Source organism: Spirosoma aerolatum, assembly GCF_002056795.1.
Classification (GTDB): Bacteria; Bacteroidota; Bacteroidia; order Cytophagales; family Spirosomataceae; genus Spirosoma; species Spirosoma aerolatum.
Genome location: NZ_CP020104.1, coordinates 2,037,977 through 2,055,816 on the forward strand (window position 1 = coordinate 2,037,977; position 17,840 = coordinate 2,055,816).

The 17,840-nt window shown below is 48.5% G+C and carries 18 protein-coding genes and 1 tRNA gene; 9 read left to right on the plus strand and 10 right to left on the minus strand.

Features of this window, described 5'->3' with window-relative positions; genetic code table 11:
* Positions 1-34: 34 nt before the first annotated feature.
* Complete coding sequence (locus B5M13_RS08180) at positions 35-2,317, plus strand: OmpA family protein (protein WP_080055214.1); 2,283 nt, start codon at positions 35-37, stop codon at positions 2,315-2,317.
* A gap of 72 nt (positions 2,318-2,389) precedes the next feature.
* Here the strand turns inward: B5M13_RS08180 and B5M13_RS08185 are convergent, their stop codons facing one another.
* From B5M13_RS08185 to B5M13_RS08210, 6 genes are all read right to left on the minus strand, one after another.
* Positions 2,390-2,581: a hypothetical protein gene (locus tag B5M13_RS08185; protein WP_080055215.1), complete on the minus strand. Its 192-nt coding sequence runs from the start codon at positions 2,579-2,581 to the stop codon at positions 2,390-2,392.
* Positions 2,582-2,755: 174 nt separating this feature from the next.
* The gene (locus B5M13_RS08190; protein ID WP_080055217.1) at positions 2,756-3,295 is read right to left on the minus strand and encodes a DinB family protein; all 540 of its coding nucleotides are present in this window, start codon (positions 3,293-3,295) and stop codon (positions 2,756-2,758) included.
* Between the two features lie 90 nt (positions 3,296-3,385).
* On the minus strand, positions 3,386-4,174 hold the full coding sequence (locus B5M13_RS08195) for an SDR family NAD(P)-dependent oxidoreductase (protein WP_080055218.1): 789 nt from the start codon (positions 4,172-4,174) through the stop codon (positions 3,386-3,388).
* A gap of 104 nt (positions 4,175-4,278) precedes the next feature.
* Positions 4,279-5,475 carry a hypothetical protein gene (locus B5M13_RS08200; RefSeq protein ID WP_080055219.1) on the minus strand — a complete coding sequence of 399 codons (1,197 nt, stop codon included), beginning with the start codon at positions 5,473-5,475 and terminating at the stop codon, positions 4,279-4,281.
* 82 nt (positions 5,476-5,557) lie between these two features.
* The gene (locus B5M13_RS08205) at positions 5,558-6,394 is read right to left on the minus strand and encodes a type 1 glutamine amidotransferase (protein WP_080055220.1); all 837 of its coding nucleotides are present in this window, start codon (positions 6,392-6,394) and stop codon (positions 5,558-5,560) included.
* Between the two features lie 50 nt (positions 6,395-6,444).
* A complete protein-coding gene (locus B5M13_RS08210; RefSeq protein ID WP_080055221.1) occupies positions 6,445-7,545 on the minus strand; it encodes a carboxylate-amine ligase in 1,101 nt (366 codons plus the stop codon).
* A gap of 332 nt (positions 7,546-7,877) precedes the next feature.
* Between B5M13_RS08210 and B5M13_RS08215 the strand changes: the two genes are divergently transcribed.
* The 8 genes from B5M13_RS08215 to B5M13_RS34400 all read left to right on the plus strand — a co-directional run bounded on the left by B5M13_RS08215 (position 7,878) and on the right by B5M13_RS34400 (position 12,270).
* Positions 7,878-8,429, plus strand: a complete 552-nt coding sequence (locus tag B5M13_RS08215) for an RNA polymerase sigma factor (RefSeq protein ID WP_080055222.1) — start codon at positions 7,878-7,880, stop codon at positions 8,427-8,429.
* Positions 8,430-8,433: 4 nt separating this feature from the next.
* Positions 8,434-8,772, plus strand: a complete 339-nt coding sequence (locus B5M13_RS08220) for a hypothetical protein (RefSeq protein WP_080055223.1) — start codon at positions 8,434-8,436, stop codon at positions 8,770-8,772.
* Between the two features lie 152 nt (positions 8,773-8,924).
* Positions 8,925-9,251 (plus strand): hypothetical protein, encoded by a 327-nt coding sequence (locus B5M13_RS08225; RefSeq protein WP_080055224.1) that lies wholly within the window; start codon positions 8,925-8,927, stop codon positions 9,249-9,251.
* 12 nt (positions 9,252-9,263) lie between these two features.
* Positions 9,264-9,494, plus strand: coding sequence for a hypothetical protein (locus tag B5M13_RS08230; protein ID WP_080055225.1), 231 nt, complete (start codon positions 9,264-9,266; stop codon positions 9,492-9,494).
* A gap of 219 nt (positions 9,495-9,713) precedes the next feature.
* Positions 9,714-10,709, plus strand: coding sequence for a glycerophosphodiester phosphodiesterase (locus tag B5M13_RS08235; RefSeq protein WP_245859850.1), 996 nt, complete (start codon positions 9,714-9,716; stop codon positions 10,707-10,709).
* A gap of 134 nt (positions 10,710-10,843) precedes the next feature.
* Positions 10,844-10,951, plus strand: a tRNA-OTHER gene (locus B5M13_RS33370).
* A gap of 426 nt (positions 10,952-11,377) precedes the next feature.
* Positions 11,378-11,587, plus strand: a complete 210-nt coding sequence (locus tag B5M13_RS33375; RefSeq protein WP_155297213.1) for a hypothetical protein — start codon at positions 11,378-11,380, stop codon at positions 11,585-11,587.
* A gap of 548 nt (positions 11,588-12,135) precedes the next feature.
* The gene (locus tag B5M13_RS34400; protein ID WP_262508073.1) at positions 12,136-12,270 is read left to right on the plus strand and encodes a hypothetical protein; all 135 of its coding nucleotides are present in this window, start codon (positions 12,136-12,138) and stop codon (positions 12,268-12,270) included.
* Between the two features lie 166 nt (positions 12,271-12,436).
* On the opposite strand, the gene B5M13_RS08245 is transcribed toward B5M13_RS34400, so the two are convergent.
* From B5M13_RS08245 to B5M13_RS08260, 4 genes are read right to left on the minus strand one after another with little or no spacing between them, the layout of a single operon-like run.
* Complete coding sequence (locus tag B5M13_RS08245; protein ID WP_080055228.1) at positions 12,437-14,671, minus strand: hypothetical protein; 2,235 nt, start codon at positions 14,669-14,671, stop codon at positions 12,437-12,439.
* Entirely contained in the window at positions 14,668-15,861 is a 1,194-nt protein-coding gene (locus tag B5M13_RS08250) for a BatA domain-containing protein (RefSeq protein ID WP_080055229.1), read from the minus strand. Before B5M13_RS08250 ends, B5M13_RS08245 begins: the two co-directional genes overlap by 4 nt.
* Before the next feature lie 30 nt (positions 15,862-15,891).
* Positions 15,892-16,743, minus strand: a complete 852-nt coding sequence (locus tag B5M13_RS08255; RefSeq protein WP_080055230.1) for a DUF58 domain-containing protein — start codon at positions 16,741-16,743, stop codon at positions 15,892-15,894.
* An 11-nt stretch (positions 16,744-16,754) separates the two neighbouring features.
* Complete coding sequence (locus tag B5M13_RS08260) at positions 16,755-17,744, minus strand: AAA family ATPase (protein ID WP_080055231.1); 990 nt, start codon at positions 17,742-17,744, stop codon at positions 16,755-16,757.
* Positions 17,745-17,840: the final 96 nt, after the last annotated feature.

The following is a 17,840-nucleotide window of genomic DNA, read 5'->3' on the forward strand; positions in this document are numbered from 1 at the left end:
GCAAGCCCAAAGTTTCTATTAATGTACTAACACCATGAACCGAATTGTACAGGTCCTAATTATTGCAGGACTGGCCTTCTGGAGCCTGACTGCTCAGGCACAAAGTGCGCGGCTACGAGCGGCTAATAAGCAGTTCGACAATCTTAGTTATGTCAGCGCAGTGCGGGCGTACGAGGAGTTTCTGCGGGCCGACCGAAAGAAAGACCCCGCCGAAACACGCGAAGCCCTGATTAAGTTAGGCTATAGCTACCGTAAACTACAGGATACCCGCAATGCTGAGCGAGTATATGGTGAGCTGGTAAAAGACTATACCGATCTCGACAGCGAGGTGTATCTGTATTATGCACAGGCGCTGGCAGCTAACGGTAAATACCGGGATTCCCAGAAAATGTATAGTCAATATGGCGAAAAGCAGTCTCAGGACCTCCGTGGACGCCGTTTTACGGTCTCTTATATGGATATGAGCCGGTTTTATCAGGACTCGTCATCATACCGGATGTACAGTCTCCCAATCAATTCACGGCAGGCTGATTTTAGTCCGATGTATTACAAAAATGGGCTGGTTTTTGTATCGGCGCGTGATGAGTCAGGTGTGCTGAAACGAGTCTTTAACTGGAATCAGACACCTTTTCTGGACCTTTATTTTCACCCGGATACCAACCAGCTTCGTGTGCCGGGAGCCGATTTGATGCGACCAGGTAACTCGGCTGTGCTGGGCGGAGGTAGCGATGCAAAACCCGGTGCTGCTGATCCGGCTGTTGAACAAACAAAGTTGAGCAAAACGGAAATTTTTAGCCGTACGATCAATACGAAATACCACGAAGGGCCAATGACTTTCACCAAAGATCAGAACTTCATTGTCTTTACCCGGAACAACACAAGTAAAGGAAAAGCAGGGAAAAGTTCGGATGGTGTTAGAAAATTGAAATTGTACTCTTCCGTGAATCGAAATGGCAAGTGGGTCGATATTCAGGAGTTGCCATTCAACAGTAATGAGTACTCTGTAGGTCACCCGGCCTTCTCTCCCGACAACACAAAAATGTACTTTGCCTCAGATATGCCGGGTGGATACGGTGGTACCGATATTTATGTCGTTGAATTTAATAACGGCCAATGGGGTACACCCGTAAATATGGGGAAGGAGATCAATACCGAAGGAAATGAGATGTTCCCCTTTGTAGCCGAAGGCGATAACCTGTACTTCTCGTCAGATGGTCATGAAGGGCTGGGAGGGCTAGACGTTTTTGTCGCTGAGCTTAAGGATGGAATTGCCTATAAAGGTGTTCAGAACGTAGGGGCACCGATCAATTCAGAAAAAGATGATTTCGGGTTTATTACCGATAAGAACCGTACATCGGGCTATGTAAGCAGCAACCGCAAAAAGGGCGTGAGCGACGATGATATCTATTCGTTTCGGCGCACCTGTAAACAGCTTAACATTCTGGTATACGATGCAAAAACCAATACGCCCCTCGAAAATGCGGATGTTCGGATCATGCGGAATGGCGTAAACCAGGATCTCCGTATAACCGATATGCAGGGGCGAACCGATTTGTGTGTCGATACCAATACCGAATACGAATTCAAAGCGATTAAAGAAGGGTATGCTATGAACAGCGTTCGGTTCTCAACCCTGACTCAGTCGCCCAAACCCGTCATGAACGTATCGATTTATCTTGAGCGGTCAGAGAATACGCTGGTCAAAGGGGTAATCAAAACTGAAGTGGACCAGCAACCCGCTAAAGGGGTTCGAGTGACGCTTCGGAATGAAAAGGACAAAACCGAACAGACCGTCATGACTGGCCCCGATGGTGGCTATGAATTCGATGTGAAACCGAATGCACCGTACACCATTACCGCTCAGAAGGATCGGTACGCCACCAAAAAAGCACAATACGGTAAAGCTAAACGTAAAACGAAAGTGGTTACCGACTCGTTGGGATTATATGGGGTAGGGGATGTATTCCAACTCAAGAACATCTATTACGACCTGAACAAATTCTTCATCCGGGCCGACGCTGCACACGAACTTGACCATGTGCTGGCTATCCTGAAAGAATATCCGCAGATGCAGATTGAACTTCGGTCGCATACGGATGCGCGCGCTACAGATGCTTACAACCTGCGTTTGTCGGAAAACCGTGCCCGGGCTGCTATGGACTATCTGGTATCAAGAGGAGTTTCAGCGAATCGGCTTGTTGCTCGTGGGTATGGCGAGTCGGAGATAGTGAATGGTTGCGTCGATGGGGTGAACTGTACTGAAAACGAACACCAGCAAAATCGACGCACTGAATTTAAGATTTTATCTGTCCAATAGTTATTTGTGAATAATCTATTATAAACGAAAAAGCAGCCCACCAGAATGGGCTGCTTTTTCGTTTATAATAGACTATTCAGTGCTTTGCTTTACGTGTTTTTTATGAACTGACTTGGTCATCGTTTTTGACTTGGCCGGGGTGGTTTTCTTTACGGTTGTAGTCGTTGTCGTTTTGGTGACGGGTTTATCCTGTGAAGGAGTGGCAAAAGCCGTGTTAACGCAAAGAGCGGCTACCACACAGGCAGCCCAAACGGACGTTTTCATAAGTTTAAGAATGGTTTTAGTGAACAGACCCACCTTCTGGTGAGCCTTTCTGCCGAAAGATCGGTCGCTCGAATGAAGTGCCGATAAAGAGTAACTTAAAAACCTCTTAAACTGTTAAGTAATCTGTATGATTCATTTAGATTGAACTGCAAGTGCGTAATGGACTCGATATAGTCATGTCTCTCTGCGCCTATTGCGTACTTGCGGTATAACCCGCACTGTGACCGATAGTTGCCCAATATGCCGCATGGTATGTTCGGCGGCATGGGTTAGCAGACCAATCACGGTTGAAGGCAACTGCGCCCGCCCAACACCTCGTGTTTCAGTTAGCGTTTCTTCCTTGGTTTCCCGAAGCTGAGTAAGGGCTTTATTAACCTGCATATCAAACTGTTGTATTAATTCCTGAACGGTTGGTATCGGGGCTCCTGGCTTTCCTTCGGCAGCTAAGGCGGCTAACTGTTCAGGCGAAAGGGCTTCGGTACGGGCATAGGTAAGGAGTCGATCCAGTACACCCGTCAGGTGTTGTAAGTGAAAGCCGACAGAGGCAACATTCGCAGGGCGTTCCCAAAGCAAATTGTCTGGGAAACCCTGCATAAGAATGTGAAGTTCCTCCTGTGCCTGCATCAGCGCATGAGCAATCGGCTGAAGCAAGGGAGGCATATCAGGAAGTGGCCCGCGTAGCCAGACTTCACGCGTTTCAACAGGTGGTTGCATAAGAGAGAATAGTCAGGAGTGAGCATAAATAGCCGAGTGTGATCACGGATGACTGTAGGGTTAACAAATCCTTACCAGGCTTGCCTATTCTCAAATCACTGTGCCACCATCGGCGTAGAACAGGCTGCCCGTACTGTAAGACGATGCGTTTGAGGCTAAAAACAGCGCCAATGGGCTGATTTCTTCGGGGTTACCCATGCGGGCAATAGGCAGGCGTTTGGTGAAATGATCGAGTATTTTCTCGTTTTGCCAAAGGGCCTGGCTGAATTTGGTTTTTATAAGACCGGGGCAAATAGCATTGACCCGAATCCCATCGGTTCCCCACTCTTTGGCCAGCACTTTGGTAAGCATATTCAGCGATGCTTTGCTGACGCTGTAGATACCCAGGCCAGGGTCGGGGGTATGTCCGGCAATACTGCTGATCATGATTACACTACCCCCCCCTCGTTCTTTCATGCTTGGGTAACAAAGCTTACTCAGTTCAAATGGGGCCTTCACATTGGCCTGCATAATCTTATCAAAAGCACCGCCGTCGCATTCCAGAGCAGGTCCAAAAACAGGGTTAGAGGCCGCGTTATTTACCAGAATATCAATGCCGCCGTATGTAGCAATGGTTTTATCGACCAGTTGCCTGAGCTGGTCAGAATCGCCTACGTGGGCGGCAATGCCTGTTGCTTCGCCACCCTGGGCCCGAATGTCGGCAGCAAGGGCATCGCAAGCATCCTGCTTTCGACTGCTGACGATGACTTTGGCACCAAAACGAGCAAATACGCGGGCTATGTCTTCGCCAATGCCTTTGCTGGCTCCGGTAATGATGGCGACTTTATCGGTAAGATCAAATAATGCTTTTTCCGTAGGAGAAACTGGTTGAGGGGTCATAGTAAACGTATCATTAAACACAAAGACGCAATGGGTTTGCAAAGAACGCAAAACCTTTGTAGTCTCTGCGAACCCATTGCGTCTTTGTGTTTAAAAACTAAACCTTATTTCTCAAAAAAGCAGACTGAGCCGCCAACCCAATCTTTGTTTTTATTGAAGTTGACCCCAATCATTTCGCCCCGGCTCAGACGGCTGAGATTGGTGATGAGCGTAGGTTTCGGATCGGCTTTGGGCCAGATAAATAACATGCGAATTTCACACTTGACCAACCCATCTGGTGACTGAATGAGGGGTTCGTATTTTACCTTGCGCTGGAGCAGGTACCCGTCGCGCTGGTCGGCGGGAATTGCATCCAGGTCGGCCTGGGTTATGTTCAGTTTGACCCCACTGCCCGCGAACGAAAACAGCGGCTTGAGCACGTAGTTTTCCAGGTTGGCAGGATAATCAGTTAGATCCGAAAGGTAGTAACTCGTTGGAATGTAGGGGCTTTTCAACAGCGGCAGGGTATATTTGCTGATTCGAAAAAACCAGTTTGGATGACCAACCCATTCTACATCCACATCGTTGGTGAGGTGAAAGTCTGTTTTAAGATCCGGAAAATTCTGTAAATCGTCGAAAATGAGTCGATTATAGATGCGCTTGATTTGAATCTGTCGACCATCCTTTTCGTAGTATAATGACCGACCTTCCTTCCGGATTTTCGTCAGACAAACTGGCCCAACACCTGTGTATTTTTCGGTCAGCACAAAGTCGATACGTGTTTTTTGCTTTTCAGGATAGATTTCTAGCAGAATGACTTCCTCGGGGCTGTAATCCCCGACCAGCAACTGACGGAGACGTTCCAGATACTCGTCGTTCGTATCAACCGTGAATAGGTGTGAGAGATGATCTGGAATTGGATAAAAGCTGCGAAACAGACTGGCTACGTATGGCTGGAAGCCGTACAATGACGGAAAGCCCTGCAACTCAATAAGCTGTGGGGTTAGTTCGCCCTGCTCATCGTGGCAGACGGCAAAATCGACGGCCAGAAACTGCGTATGTTCATCTTCGTTCGGTACATGCTGCCCTGTTGGAATGGCCTTTTCGGTCAATGCTTTGAAATCATCGCGGGTAATTACTTCAATAATATCGTTACAGGCTTCCAGAAGTTTGTCTGTCAATACTTTTGGGACGAAGACGGGTGTTTCAGCAACGCGAAAATCGAGCTGGCCAGGCAGATCGGTATCTATTTTCGCTAAAAAAGCCCGGTATTGCTCCGGGCTAAAGGCTTGATTGTAGGTTTGGCGAACAGACTGAATCATAAAGGTAGTATGACAGGATTAACAGGATAGACACGATTTACTATAAATCAAATCCTATCCATCCTGTTAATCCTGTCTAAATTTAATTTTGTTCGAGAAACAGGTCAGTTGCAGTTAGTTCTTCGATAGCCTGCCGTAAGAAACCGGGCAGAATTATGGACTCTGTCAGAGCGATTTTGTCTGGGTCCTGTAAGTATGATACCATGGCGTCGTATTTCTCCTGGCCAAAATTCAGGACAATATGGTTCCGTTTTTCGTCTTGCAGGAAGTACCTCAGCATACCCTCGTTATCGGCCTCCGGGTGGAACTGAGTTCCAATAATTTCGGGGGAGAACCGAATCGCCATGACTGCCCGTTCCAGTAGCACATGAGGACGGATTTTTTCAAGACACAAAATGCTGGCGCCCATTTCTTCCAGCCGTTCCATGTTGGGTTCTGTAATCTGAAAGTCGCGTGAGTCGACGGCAAAGAAGGGGTCGGGTAGTCCTTCCAGCAGCGTTTCTTCTACGCCTTCGTCCGTTTTATGAACCGGGAAGATACCAAAGGAGGTGGATTTCCGTCGGCTCAACAAGCCCAGGTCCAGGTGCCGGACAACCAACTGAAACGAGTGGCAGATCAGGAAAACGTATTTCTTGCGCTCATTATGCCTGTTCCAGTCGATGATCTGGTCGATGAGTTCAAAATAACGGGCTTCCCAATGAGCTGGCGAAGCCAGGGGACTGCCCGGACCTCCCGACGAAATGTAAATGTCATACTCCAGATCAGGGACTTCATCTTTTGACCGAACATCGAAAATATCGAGTGCAAGTTCTACGGACTCACTACCCTGTATATTCCGAATTGCGTGCAGAATACAGCGCATACCTTCATTGGCATGGCTGTTATTCATGTCTAGAACGGCTATTTTTATTAAGTTCATAGGTGGTTGTATTGCAGTTAGTTAGTTGTCGACGGTGGTTCAGAGAATAACTATAGGACGCCGAAAGAAGTTTCCTCGACAATATAATCAACGACGCTTTTCAGGCTGTTGGTCTGTTGAAAAACAGCTAATTGACGATCGGCTCCGGTGCCCATTTCCAGGATCTTCAGTACATACTCGCACTCGGCGCGGCAACCCAGTTCGTCCACTACATCATCAATAAAATTAAGCAATTCATGAATAAGCTGGTGGGTTGGCACTTCTTCCTGTTTGCCAAAATCGATCAGTTTCCCCTCGATACCGTAGCGAGCTGCCCGCCATTTGTTTTCGTTGATCAGGATGCGTCGATAGGGGCGGAAATTTAGATTTTGCTGGTGAAGCTTATAAATTTTGGCAACAAGTGCCTGCATAATGGCGGCCAGGCAAATGGTTTCATCGACCCGCATAGGTACATCGCAGATCCGAAATTCGATGGTGTTGAAAAACGGATGGAGTCGGATGTCCCACCAGATTTTCTTTCCATTGTCGATACAACCCGTTTTCACCAGCAGGTTGATGTACTCATCGTATTCGGCAGCTGATGAAAAGAAATCGGGGATACCCGTTCGTGGGAACTTGTCGAATACCTTTGACCGATACGATTTAAAGCCCGTATTTCGTCCCCGCCAGAAGGGCGAATTGGCCGATAAGGCATAGATGTGAGGCAGGAAATACCGCACCGCGTTCATAATCTGAATACCCTCGTTTCGGCTTTCGATTCCGACATGAACGTGCAGGCCAAAAATCAGGTTGGAACGGGCCACATCCCGCATTTCTTCAATCAGTCGGTCGTAGCGTTCATTGGGAGTTATAAGCTGTTCCTGCCAGTCGGAGAAAGGGTGCGTACCAGCGGCTGCAATTTTCAGGTTTTGTTTCTCCGCCAGTTCGATAATCATCTTTCGGAGGTACGTTACTTCTTGGCGGGCATCCTGAATATTGTTGCAGATGTTCGTGCCGACTTCAACAACGGCCTGGTGCATTTCGGCCTTCACACGCTCCTGAAGGACAATCTGGCCCCCGTCGACAATCTTCGACATATGTGAGCGTAACTCGCCGGTGCTGGGGTCAATGGTTTGGAACTCTTCTTCGATACCGAGGGTGAATACGGGCATTGGTGCTGTGGGTTAGAAATGACGGTCTCGTTTTTGTGGAGAAACGATGAGGGAAGATAATAGTTTTTAGATTGCTTCGCTAGGATTGGTACAGTCGGCTCGTTTTTTTTGTTGGCTAAATGCGGTTAGATTTGGTGACTTGAATCGATACAATTATGGCACAGGAAACACATTGTGGGTACTAGGCCAGAACCAATTGAAGCTTTATCCTATAAGCTTTAGTTGACGTCACTAATTATCCGGCACGATAAACCTTTTAAAGTCAGAATCTTTGACGCCCTCGACCGCCTGACGTCGGGTCAGGATGGGGAGAAATCCTAAGGCATCCACGTATGGCTGAACCACCCAAACGAACCATTATCGGTACCGTCAGAGAGTATGGGAATCGACTGTCGCGGTTTATCCGGGGGCAGGTGCGTTCGGATGAAGATGCCGAAGATATTTTGCAGGATGTTTGGTTTCAGCTTAGTAAAGTGGTTGATCTGGATGCGATCGAAAGTATTAGCGGCTGGCTTTATCAAGTGGCCCGCAATCGGATAACTGACGCCTACCGAAAGAAAAAGGAAGACCCGTTGTCGGAATTGATGATTGAAGACGACGAAGGAGACGTCAGTCTTCGGGAAATTCTGCTTTCGGATCCTCGAACCCCCGAAGATCAGTTTTTTAAGGATATTTTCTGGGAAGAACTGATGCGGGCACTGGACGAACTGCCCGAAAACCAGCGTACTGTATTTGTTCAGAATGAACTGGAAGACCGTACCTTACAGGAAATAGCCGATGAAACTGGCGAAAACCTGAAAACCATTATTTCACGAAAACGTTATGCCGTTCAGCATTTGCGGAAACGGCTACAATCTCTTTACGACGAACTCGATAACCTCTAAGACGATGAGACCCCGATACGGACGAAGACGGTTTGGCTTTTTTCCTTTATTTTTTCTGGCAGCCCTGCTTGGTATAACATACGTTGTCTACTGGCTCTGGAACCAGGTACTGGTAGCCGTTGCTCCGGTTAAGGCTGTTACTTACTGGCAGGCGATGGGGCTATTGGTCTTGTTTCGGATTCTGTTTGGTGGATTCCGGTTCAATCCGTCTGGCGGAGGACCGCCCTCTGGGCCAAGGCATCAATGGCGCGAAAAATGGCAACAGATGACTGATGAAGAAAGGGCTCAGTTTAAAACCGAATGGCGACGACGTTGGGGTGGCTGGAAGCGAACCAATAATTGACCCGACTGTAACTATATGCAGTCGATCGAAAACCTCACCCGGTAATCTGGTGGGGTTTTTTATTGAGGTTGACAAAAAAATCAAAACCTGTAAAGTAATTCCTTCGGTTGTTCGTCAACCTCTGTAGAACAACAACTTAAACACTACATACAATGAACAACAATCTGGTAAGGTCGATTCTCGCCGGTGTACTTTTGGGCGCTGCTTTATTCATTATGCCGTTCTTCCTGCTGCGCGTTATCCTCTTTTTTATACTTATCGGTACGCTGTTTCGGCTTTTTGGCCGAGGACATTTCCGGCGAGGGGGGTGGCGATCACGGCGCTTTGGGTATATGCCTGCCTTTGCCGATCGAATCCGGCAGATGAGCGACGACGAGTACAACCAGTTTAAGCAGCGTTTCGAACAGGGACGTTGTGGAGATTATTCCGACTGGAACACTACCGAAACAAAATCAAACGAAGGAACAACCACGATTTAAACGACGAAACTAATGAGACAACGCTTGAATCCCTGGGCTGTAGTGCTTGCCGCGGCCCTCACGTTCGGAGGCCTGATGGCTTTCGTAGGACCACGTTCGGCCGGTTATCACTATTGGGGCCACCGGGGCTACTATGGTCCTCCCTATGGGGTACATCATGACGGGTGCGATGGACATTATAGGCACAAACATCATGACCAATCAACCGAAAAAGCGGATACGAGTACCAGTTCGCTTCGATAGCCGGCCACTCTATTTATAGAAAAGTGAACGATTAATAACGAAAAGGTAATCTCTGTGGGATTACCTTTTTTCTGTTTTTAGCCGTTATTCGCACACTATTCCTGCAAGAATAGGTAACAGAGCTAAAGTAGCTCTGTCGGTTCTTCCTCTTTTCTGTTAGACTATTTGCTTAACGCTCCCATGAATTTATCTGGTAAAGTCGCTTTTCTACTTGTTGTTATGTCTACTGCTGGCATGTTGTCTGGAATGGCGCAATCTGTGTTTTCACTCGCTAACTACACCTATACACCGTCGCAACTAACTATTGGGGCATTACGGACGCAGGAACCCATAAAGCGCTTATCACTAAAAGGCCCTAACGCCAAACTGTTTTCGCTAGACAATGTCAATCGGCTTTCGATTAAAACGGGAGCGGCTAATGCCGATAAACCCTGGTATGATGTCATTGTAGAGGGAATAGGGGCAAAAGGAACAGTACGCGATACCTTCCGTGTGGTAAAGGATACGTTTATTCGAAATCAGGTGATTGCACACCGGGGAGCCTGGAAACAGGCGGGTACAACCGAAAACTCGTTAACGTCTCTCCAGAATGCCATTAAACTGGGTTGTATGGGTAGTGAATTCGATGTGCATATGTCATCCGATTCGGTACTCTTCGTCAACCACGATCATACGATTCAGGGTATTGAAATCGAAAAAACACCTGCCGCCGAGCTGGAAAAAGTGAAATTGAGCAACGGAGAGTCGTTGCCAACCCTGGCAGCTTATTTGTCGGAAGGGATGCAGCAGACAAAAACAAAGCTGATTCTTGAAATAAAAACGTCAAGACTGGGTAAGGACCGATCGCTGGCGTTAACGGAACGTGTGGTTAAAATGGTTCACCAGATGAAAGCCCAGGCCTGGGTCGAGTATATTGCCTTCGATTACGAAGTCTGCAAGAAAGTAAAAGCCTTAACCCCAGAAGCCAAAGTATCGTATTTGATGGGCGATAAAACACCCGAGCAATTAGCCGCCGATCATTTAGACGGTTTCGATTATCACCAGACTGTCGTTCGGAAAAACGAAGCCTGGATTCAGGATGCCCGCCAACGTAAATTGTCCACTAATGTCTGGACGGTAAACGATAAAGCTGATTTAAGCTGGTTATTGGGTCAGCAGGTTGATTACATTACGACTAATGAGCCCGAATTGCTGCTGTCGATGATTCAGAAGTAGAACGCTTACCGCACCTTCGGCTCGATCCACAAAGCGGTAAAGCATACCAGCAACAGGATCAGCCAGGTTGAGTTGGGTAATGAAGCTGTTTGGGTTTGATCTGTCGGACTATGGATCAACTGCGCTCGCTCGTGCGCCCGTAAAAATTGCTGAACTATCTGCCTGTCACGCAGTGGGTCGCGGGTTTGGGTTCCGTCCGGACCGCCCACATACAAAGCCAGTGAATCCTGCACGGGCTGCCAGCCTGCCTGATTGAACGACGATTGACCACAGGCAGAACGTTCGTTTAGTGGGGAGTAGGCTAACCGAAGCGTGTCCTGGCCAACCCGTAACGTAGCTAGTCGATTGGTGGGGTTGTTGACCGTAATGACTTGCCGGATGTGACTATAGATCGGTGCATCGACCTGAACACTATTCTGATTTGAGGCTGACAAACGCGCCAGAATGGCCGTCCAGATTCGGCTGTAGGCTATACTGTCGCCACTTAACGAAAGTGGATAGGTTTCGGATAACAAACTGACTCCGACACGACCGATTGTTCGCTGAACAGCCACTGGATATCCTGAAACAGCAAACTGAGTCGGCTGGTCGGCAAAACGATAGGGGAGCGCATTCAAGCCATTGCCAACCGGAACCTGTGGCTCATTCGAGAATTTACGTACCTGCCAATGACTTCCCAGCGCCTGGTTGATAGACCGACTGTCGGTTTCGGGATTCGTCAGGTTGATAAACAGAACGGCTTTCCCATCGGCAACGGCTTTTCGAAGGATTGGGTTGGTAGCATCGCTTGGTTCGGTAATGATCAGATCGGGTGTGGTTTTAGTGGCTCCTTTTCCCGACTGATTAATACTCAGATTACTGCCAATGTTTTTAGATAACGTCGCTGAAACCATAACGGTATGCCCGTGTTTGCCGAGCCAATCAGCCAACGTCTTGCTCTCAAAGTCGGGACTACTTAATACAAATTGAACCGTGAGCGGATTGGTTGGCCGGGTGTAAAAACGAAGCGTATCGAGTGCCGTTGTGCTTCGTGCGGTGCCGCCCAGCACTAGCTCGACCTGGCTATGCCCTTTGCCGAATGCCGGAAACTGGAATACAAACGGATTGGTGCCCTCATGCAGGAGTAAACTGTCAATCGTTTTATTGCCAAACCGGAGTTGAAGCCACTGCTCTTTCGAGGAAGTCAGCAAACCCGTCACGCGCTGGATTTCGCCCTGCCTGACAATCCCTTTCCAATGAATCGTCTGCAACGCATCAGGCGCATTGTAAGGAACCCATCGTATGGCGGCTCCACTCAGTTGTGTTAGCAATTCGACCGGAAACTGTTGCCCGACCAGCGTAACCGAATCATACTTCGGTTTGAAATTTCGGCTGGTAAAACTTTTCTGAATGTGCAGACTATCCTTTATCTGCCGGATAAACCCGGATGGAACTTCATCGCCAAGGAGCAACGCATGGCTACTTGCCCGATCAACAGGCCACTGAATTTGTAAAAAATAACCAGCCAGCAACAGCCAAAGGAAACCATTCAAAACACCCCGAATCCATTTTCTGGATGTAGACAATGATTTGTTACGGAGAATAAACCAGACCTGAACCAGTAACAAGGCCAATAAGGCCAGAGTAATGAGCCAGCTAATCGGTAAAGTCCAGTTGACAGTTGTATGCATTAAGTAGTAAAGCGGGTGGAAACCCGTCGTTTGGTTTAATGCGGGTTTCCACCCGCTTTACTTCAAATGTTGCCAGAATGCTTGCTGTAGCTTTCGGTCGCTTACGTAGGCAGGACCAGTACGTTCCGATGCACCCGATAAGGCGTAAAGCCGGGTTTTAAGGTTGGTTTTTTCGGAAGCCGATAACAGTTTTCCCGTGGCTAGTTTCTGTAGGTTAGCTAGTACCGACCAGCTCGATAAGCCGCTGTTTACCACCTGATCGGCTAGGGCATTTCCCAGTTGCTGAGTCGTTTGCTTTTGCTGACTCGTCAGTTGGGGGAGGTCCAGATACCCCAGTACGTCCGCTACCAACGCTTCAATCCGTTGCTGACTGTATCGACGGTCCTGCCGAAACGCATCCGTAACGTTCTTAAACTCACCCGTAAGCCGGGTTTCTTTTTCTTTGGTTTGCGGAGGATCGAACCCGGTTTTCTTCACATACGACCGGGCTTTTTGCTGCGATAGCTTCAGGTACTTCAGGGCTTCCTGTTCGTAAGGCAGGGCCTTTTCGGGTTCGTATAACCGCAAATGCAATTCCGACTGCCACATATTTTCCAGCGCCATTTTCAACAGCGAACGGGTCGATTGCTCATGGAATGTGTTGGTTTCCGCATCATCGTGGTTATGCACATATTGCTCCATAAGAGCCGCTAATGGATCTTTATCGTCGTTCATTCCACCGCCATGGTTATGATTGTGACCATCATCGGCTGAGTGAACAGGAGTGGGAGCAGGGGTACTATTATCACCTTCGCCTTCGTCATGCTTATGCATATAGGCTTGGATAGCTGCCATTCCAGCTACTACAGCACCTTCATTGTTAGTGGGTAGTGGACTTCCTCCACCAATAGATTTTTCGAACTCTTCGCCCAGAAACTGGCCATACCGAAGCCGAAGGGCTTTCTGATCGAAGCCGATTTCGTTGGACTGGCTGTTGAATGGTTTGGTCGCCATCTTTTTCCGGCCAGCAATCAGTTTCTCCGTATCGATGATAATCTGTCGTTGACTGCGGAAATACTCGGGCATAATGTTGACGGCCATGGTCGCTAGTTCACTTTCTTCTGCCTTTGTTGTGTCTTTATAAACGACAAAGTAGGTATCCGATTTGGTGAAATTCGGTTCGGGCTGGCGATTGTCGAAAGCGGCCCAGTAGTAATATAGCTCATCGCCGGGGGCAAAATTCAGGGCTTTCAGGTCGATGGTTTTGTTGATTCGGGAGTCTTTAAAATTGGTTGGGGGCAACGGCATTTTTACTTCCCGAAATTTTACGTTTTCGCCCGACCCCCGCGCAACGGTTGCTACAATGAAGGTTTGTGATACGCTAAAATCGTCCGAAATCCGGGCACCAATGTTCAGCGTTTTGGGGTCTTTCAGATAATGGTACTGATATAGTTCTTTTGAATCTGGCTCAATTTTAGGAGCCAGATCAGGCCGGGCTTCTAGTCGGTAAAAATCGGATTGATAGATTAGGGAGTCTTTTTTGCTTTCGGTACGCCAGTAAGCTTTAATCGCGTACAGGCCTGAGTTGATCAACCGATCCTGATACACAAAATCATCGCCGGATACTTTGAACGCCAGTTCCTGCCCTTTGCTGCCTACCAATCGTACCGATAGCCGACCGGAACCGCTGAATTGAACGCGCCAGGTCAGTGTAGCCCCTACAATCGACGAGGCATTTAGGTTCGACGAGTTCGTCTCGGGCAGGCGTGTGTAAGCGGGTGGCTGGATGCGTAAACTGGCCGACTCGAACGTAGGGGCAGTGGGTTTTTGTTCGGGTAGAATAGCCGATAAGAAGCTCGTTTTTTTCGGGTTCGTGGGTGAGGAAACTGCCCTTAAGCGGGGATAGCCTACATAAATTCCCAGAGCGAGTAACAAAAACAGGCTATAAATCCCAGCTTTCGATAGCACAACGACGGGCATTTGCACCTGTTGTACCTGCTGATTGAGTCGGTCGAGCTGGAGCTGTTCGGCCAGGTTAAGTTGGGGCTTGGTCAGCAAAGGCAGGCTGTATTCGGCATCACCAACCGTCTGGTGGATAAGCCGAATGGCCTGTGGTTTTTTATCCTGATATAGTTTATTGACAAAAGCACACGCGCCAAATCCGACCAGACCCAACAGCAGCGACCAGAGAATAGAGCCTGTAAAGGTAAATACCAGCAAATAGACCGCAGCTGCAACCAGCAGGCAGCGCAACAGAGCATTGGCATACAACTGATAAGTGACTGACGATATAAGACGTTTTAGCTCGTTCATGCGTTCTTGGTTAAAGCCATCCAGCGTTCAACTCCTATAATAACGAGTACCAACAGGAAAAGGGCATTTTGCAGACCTGCCTGCTGTTCGGTTTTTGGTTTAGCCGAGGGGACAAATAAGGCGTTCAATTCCTGCTGACTCAGCGGTTGCGTGAACGAAGCCAGCCCGTAATGCCTGATTAATAATTCGCCCAGCCATTCTGGTAATTGACCGGTTTCGACACGGCCTGACGTCTGTGGAGTCAGCGTTTCGTCCGTTGTAATGACGTTGTCAGTAGTTGGATGTTGCACCGTTCCCGATACTACATACAAGGTTTTGAGCGATGGATTGGCGGGTAACTGGTCGGTCAGTACCCAATCGTACAATTGATTCGGGACGCTTTTTTCCTCTACAAGCAAATCCAGCCCATATACATCCGTCAAAGCTGCCAGCGACGCTTTTACGGTTTGCTGCTCGCGTACATTTTTGAAAGCAACTAGTGTATGAATGGGGCCTGTATGCGTCGGTTCAGCCTGGAATTTTAGGGCTGGGTCGAGCAACGGGCTGCTGACCAACTGCCCCGCCCGATTCAGAAATAGCCTGCGTCCGTTTTTGACAACTATGTATGGGCGCGGTTGTGTGCTTGAATCCCCGATACTATGCAGTTTGAATCGTGACGGCACGACAATAGCCGGTACATCAGCCAGCGCTTGATTGTTATTGATGTATAAATGCAGTTCCGTATTGGAAAGATTGACCTGATTGATCGCTGATTGTATAGTCAGAGGCCCAAACGAACCGGGTGATTGGCTGGATTTCAAGTCGGCCTGAATGGGTTCCAAAGTCGAGTTCGCCCAAATGACACGCTCTCCTTTTTTTAACGCTTCAGCTAATTCAAAACGGAAATTGTCGGCGACTGTCGGGTTGGGCTGCACTAGGTGGATTTGGGTAATGGCAGGCTTTTTCGACGCCCAGTTTAGTATAGGCTGAGCTAGCAGAACCGCTAACAGAATAAGCAGAATACAGCGTACGAGCAGCAGTAGTAAGTTGTCGAGCCGGAGGCCGCGACTTTGCTGTTGCTGTTTTTCGAGGAGCCATTGCGTAGCTGCCCAGGGTAATAGTTTTCCCTGCTTCTGGTGCCAGAAGTGTATGGCTATCGGAACAACGACGGCCAGGGTTCCCCACAAAATGACAGGTTCTATAAATTGCATGTTTGCGGCAAACGGTAAACCGTAAATCGTTTAACTCAACAAAAACTGTTTCAATACCAAGGCAATTGGGTCGCTTAACAGGACACGGATCAATCGGACATGCGGGATACGTAGGCTTTCTTCGAGGCTACTCAGGTAAGCCGAAGACCGTTGTCGGACAATATCCTGAATGGCATCGGCCTGCAGTTCAATTTCACGGCCCGTTTCCAGGTCTTGGAACCGATAAAACCCACTCATCGAAAAGTCCATTTCCTGATCACCCAGTAGCTGGAAAATGATAATTTCCCGACGTGGGCCAGCCACTTTCTGAATCAGGTTTACCCACTCGTCATTGACCTGCAAAAAGTCGGATACCAGAATGAGCATCTGGCTTTGTTTGCGACTGAACTCTGGAAACGAACTGGTCTGCGTGGTCCATGATCCCGATGCTTTTGCCGATTCAAGCGTGGCTACGATTTTCATAAAGGCCTGCTTACCAGCCGGAACCAGCGTCTGAATAGTGCCATCGTGCAGACTGTACAGACTAATCTGGTCACTTTGTCGGTTCGCCAGGTAAGCCAGCGAGGCCAGCAGAATTTTCGCGTATTGTAACCGACTCACACCCGCTTCGTTGTAGTTCATCGAACCCGATAAATCAAGCACGAATCGAATCTGTTGGTTGCTCTCGGTAGCGGATTCACGTACCAGATATTGATTCGATTTGGCAAATAATTTCCAGTCGATGCGCTTCGGATCATCGCCGGGGGCATAGTGCCTGAACTGCTCGAACTCCGTACCAATCCCCGACCGCTGACTCGCCTGAATCCCCAATAACGACTCATCACTGACCAGTTTACCAGCCAGTTGTAAATTATTGAGCTTGATCAGATCAGTAGTAAGCATGGTGTTGCGGTTTACGCCAGCCTAAGTTCAGTCAGCAACTGCTTGATAACCTTATCGGTCGTGATGCCTTCAGCTTCGGCCCGGAAGTTGAGGGCAATTCGGTGACGAAGAATAGGGTAGGCCAGGGTCTGAATATCTTCGGGAATGACCGAAAACCGCTCGTTGAGTACGGCTCTGGCTTTGGCGCACAGAACCAGTGCCTGACCAGCCCGTGGACCCGCTCCCCATTGGCACCATTGCTTGACAAACGACGACGGCGATCCATCCGGGCGGGTTGCCCGTACGAGTTTGTTGATGTAGTCGATCAACTCATCGCTGATGTGAACCTGCCGCGTCAGTTTCTGCAACTCAATAATTTCCAGATCCGATAATATGGTTTTTAGCTCTGGACGGTTAGTGCCCGTTGTACTTTTCAGGACGTTCAGTTCCTCGTGCTCAGCAGGGTAGCTTAGCTTGATATAGAGCAGAAAGCGGTCCAGCTGCGCTTCAGGGAGTGGATAGGTTCCGGCCTGCTCAATCGGGTTCTGGGTGGCAATGATTAGGAAGGGTTTGGGCAGCGGATAATCTTTCCCGCCATACGTAACCTTATACTCCTGCATGGCTTCGAGCATGGCCGCCTGTGTTTTGGGGGGCGTCCGGTTGATCTCATCGGCCAGCACGACGTTGGCAAAAATAGGTCCCTGATTAAATACGAACACCTTACGGCCCGTCTCATGGTCATCTTCCAGGATTTCGGTACCGACAATATCACCCGGCATCAGGTCGGGGGTAAACTGGATGCGTTTAAACCGCATCGCCAGCGCATCCGACATGGTTTTGACCATCAGCGTTTTGGCCAGCCCTGGTACCCCTTCGAGCAGACAGTGCCCACCCGCCAGCAGGGCAATCAATACCTCGCTGATGGCTTCCTGCTGACCGATAATTACCTTGCCAATTTCGTTGCGTAGCTGGGGCAGTTTGGCCACCAGTTTTTTGTAGTGGGTTAAGTCTGTTGATTCCAAGTGTTTCTATTTATCAGGTTGTTTTTAAGTGATATATGATGTAGAATATATGATATAAGATGTAATTATCTCTGGAAGCCACATCCTATATCATAC

Coding starts and splice junctions, on each gene's coding strand:
- B5M13_RS08180 (WP_080055214.1), top strand. CDS start 35: ATGAACCGAATTGTACAGGTCCTAATTATTGCAGGACTGGCCTTCTGG.
- B5M13_RS08185 (WP_080055215.1), bottom strand. CDS start 2,581: ATGAAAACGTCCGTTTGGGCTGCCTGTGTGGTAGCCGCTCTTTGCGTT.
- B5M13_RS08190 (WP_080055217.1), bottom strand. CDS start 3,295: ATGCAACCACCTGTTGAAACGCGTGAAGTCTGGCTACGCGGGCCACTT.
- B5M13_RS08195 (WP_080055218.1), bottom strand. CDS start 4,174: ATGACCCCTCAACCAGTTTCTCCTACGGAAAAAGCATTATTTGATCTT.
- B5M13_RS08200 (WP_080055219.1), bottom strand. CDS start 5,475: ATGATTCAGTCTGTTCGCCAAACCTACAATCAAGCCTTTAGCCCGGAG.
- B5M13_RS08205 (WP_080055220.1), bottom strand. CDS start 6,394: ATGAACTTAATAAAAATAGCCGTTCTAGACATGAATAACAGCCATGCC.
- B5M13_RS08210 (WP_080055221.1), bottom strand. CDS start 7,545: ATGCCCGTATTCACCCTCGGTATCGAAGAAGAGTTCCAAACCATTGAC.
- B5M13_RS08215 (WP_080055222.1), top strand. CDS start 7,878: ATGGCTGAACCACCCAAACGAACCATTATCGGTACCGTCAGAGAGTAT.
- B5M13_RS08220 (WP_080055223.1), top strand. CDS start 8,434: ATGAGACCCCGATACGGACGAAGACGGTTTGGCTTTTTTCCTTTATTT.
- B5M13_RS08225 (WP_080055224.1), top strand. CDS start 8,925: ATGAACAACAATCTGGTAAGGTCGATTCTCGCCGGTGTACTTTTGGGC.
- B5M13_RS08230 (WP_080055225.1), top strand. CDS start 9,264: ATGAGACAACGCTTGAATCCCTGGGCTGTAGTGCTTGCCGCGGCCCTC.
- B5M13_RS08235 (WP_245859850.1), top strand. CDS start 9,714: ATGTCTACTGCTGGCATGTTGTCTGGAATGGCGCAATCTGTGTTTTCA.
- B5M13_RS33375 (WP_155297213.1), top strand. CDS start 11,378: ATGACTTCCCAGCGCCTGGTTGATAGACCGACTGTCGGTTTCGGGATT.
- B5M13_RS34400 (WP_262508073.1), top strand. CDS start 12,136: ATGGAACTTCATCGCCAAGGAGCAACGCATGGCTACTTGCCCGATCAA.
- B5M13_RS08245 (WP_080055228.1), bottom strand. CDS start 14,671: ATGAACGAGCTAAAACGTCTTATATCGTCAGTCACTTATCAGTTGTAT.
- B5M13_RS08250 (WP_080055229.1), bottom strand. CDS start 15,861: ATGCAATTTATAGAACCTGTCATTTTGTGGGGAACCCTGGCCGTCGTT.
- B5M13_RS08255 (WP_080055230.1), bottom strand. CDS start 16,743: ATGCTTACTACTGATCTGATCAAGCTCAATAATTTACAACTGGCTGGT.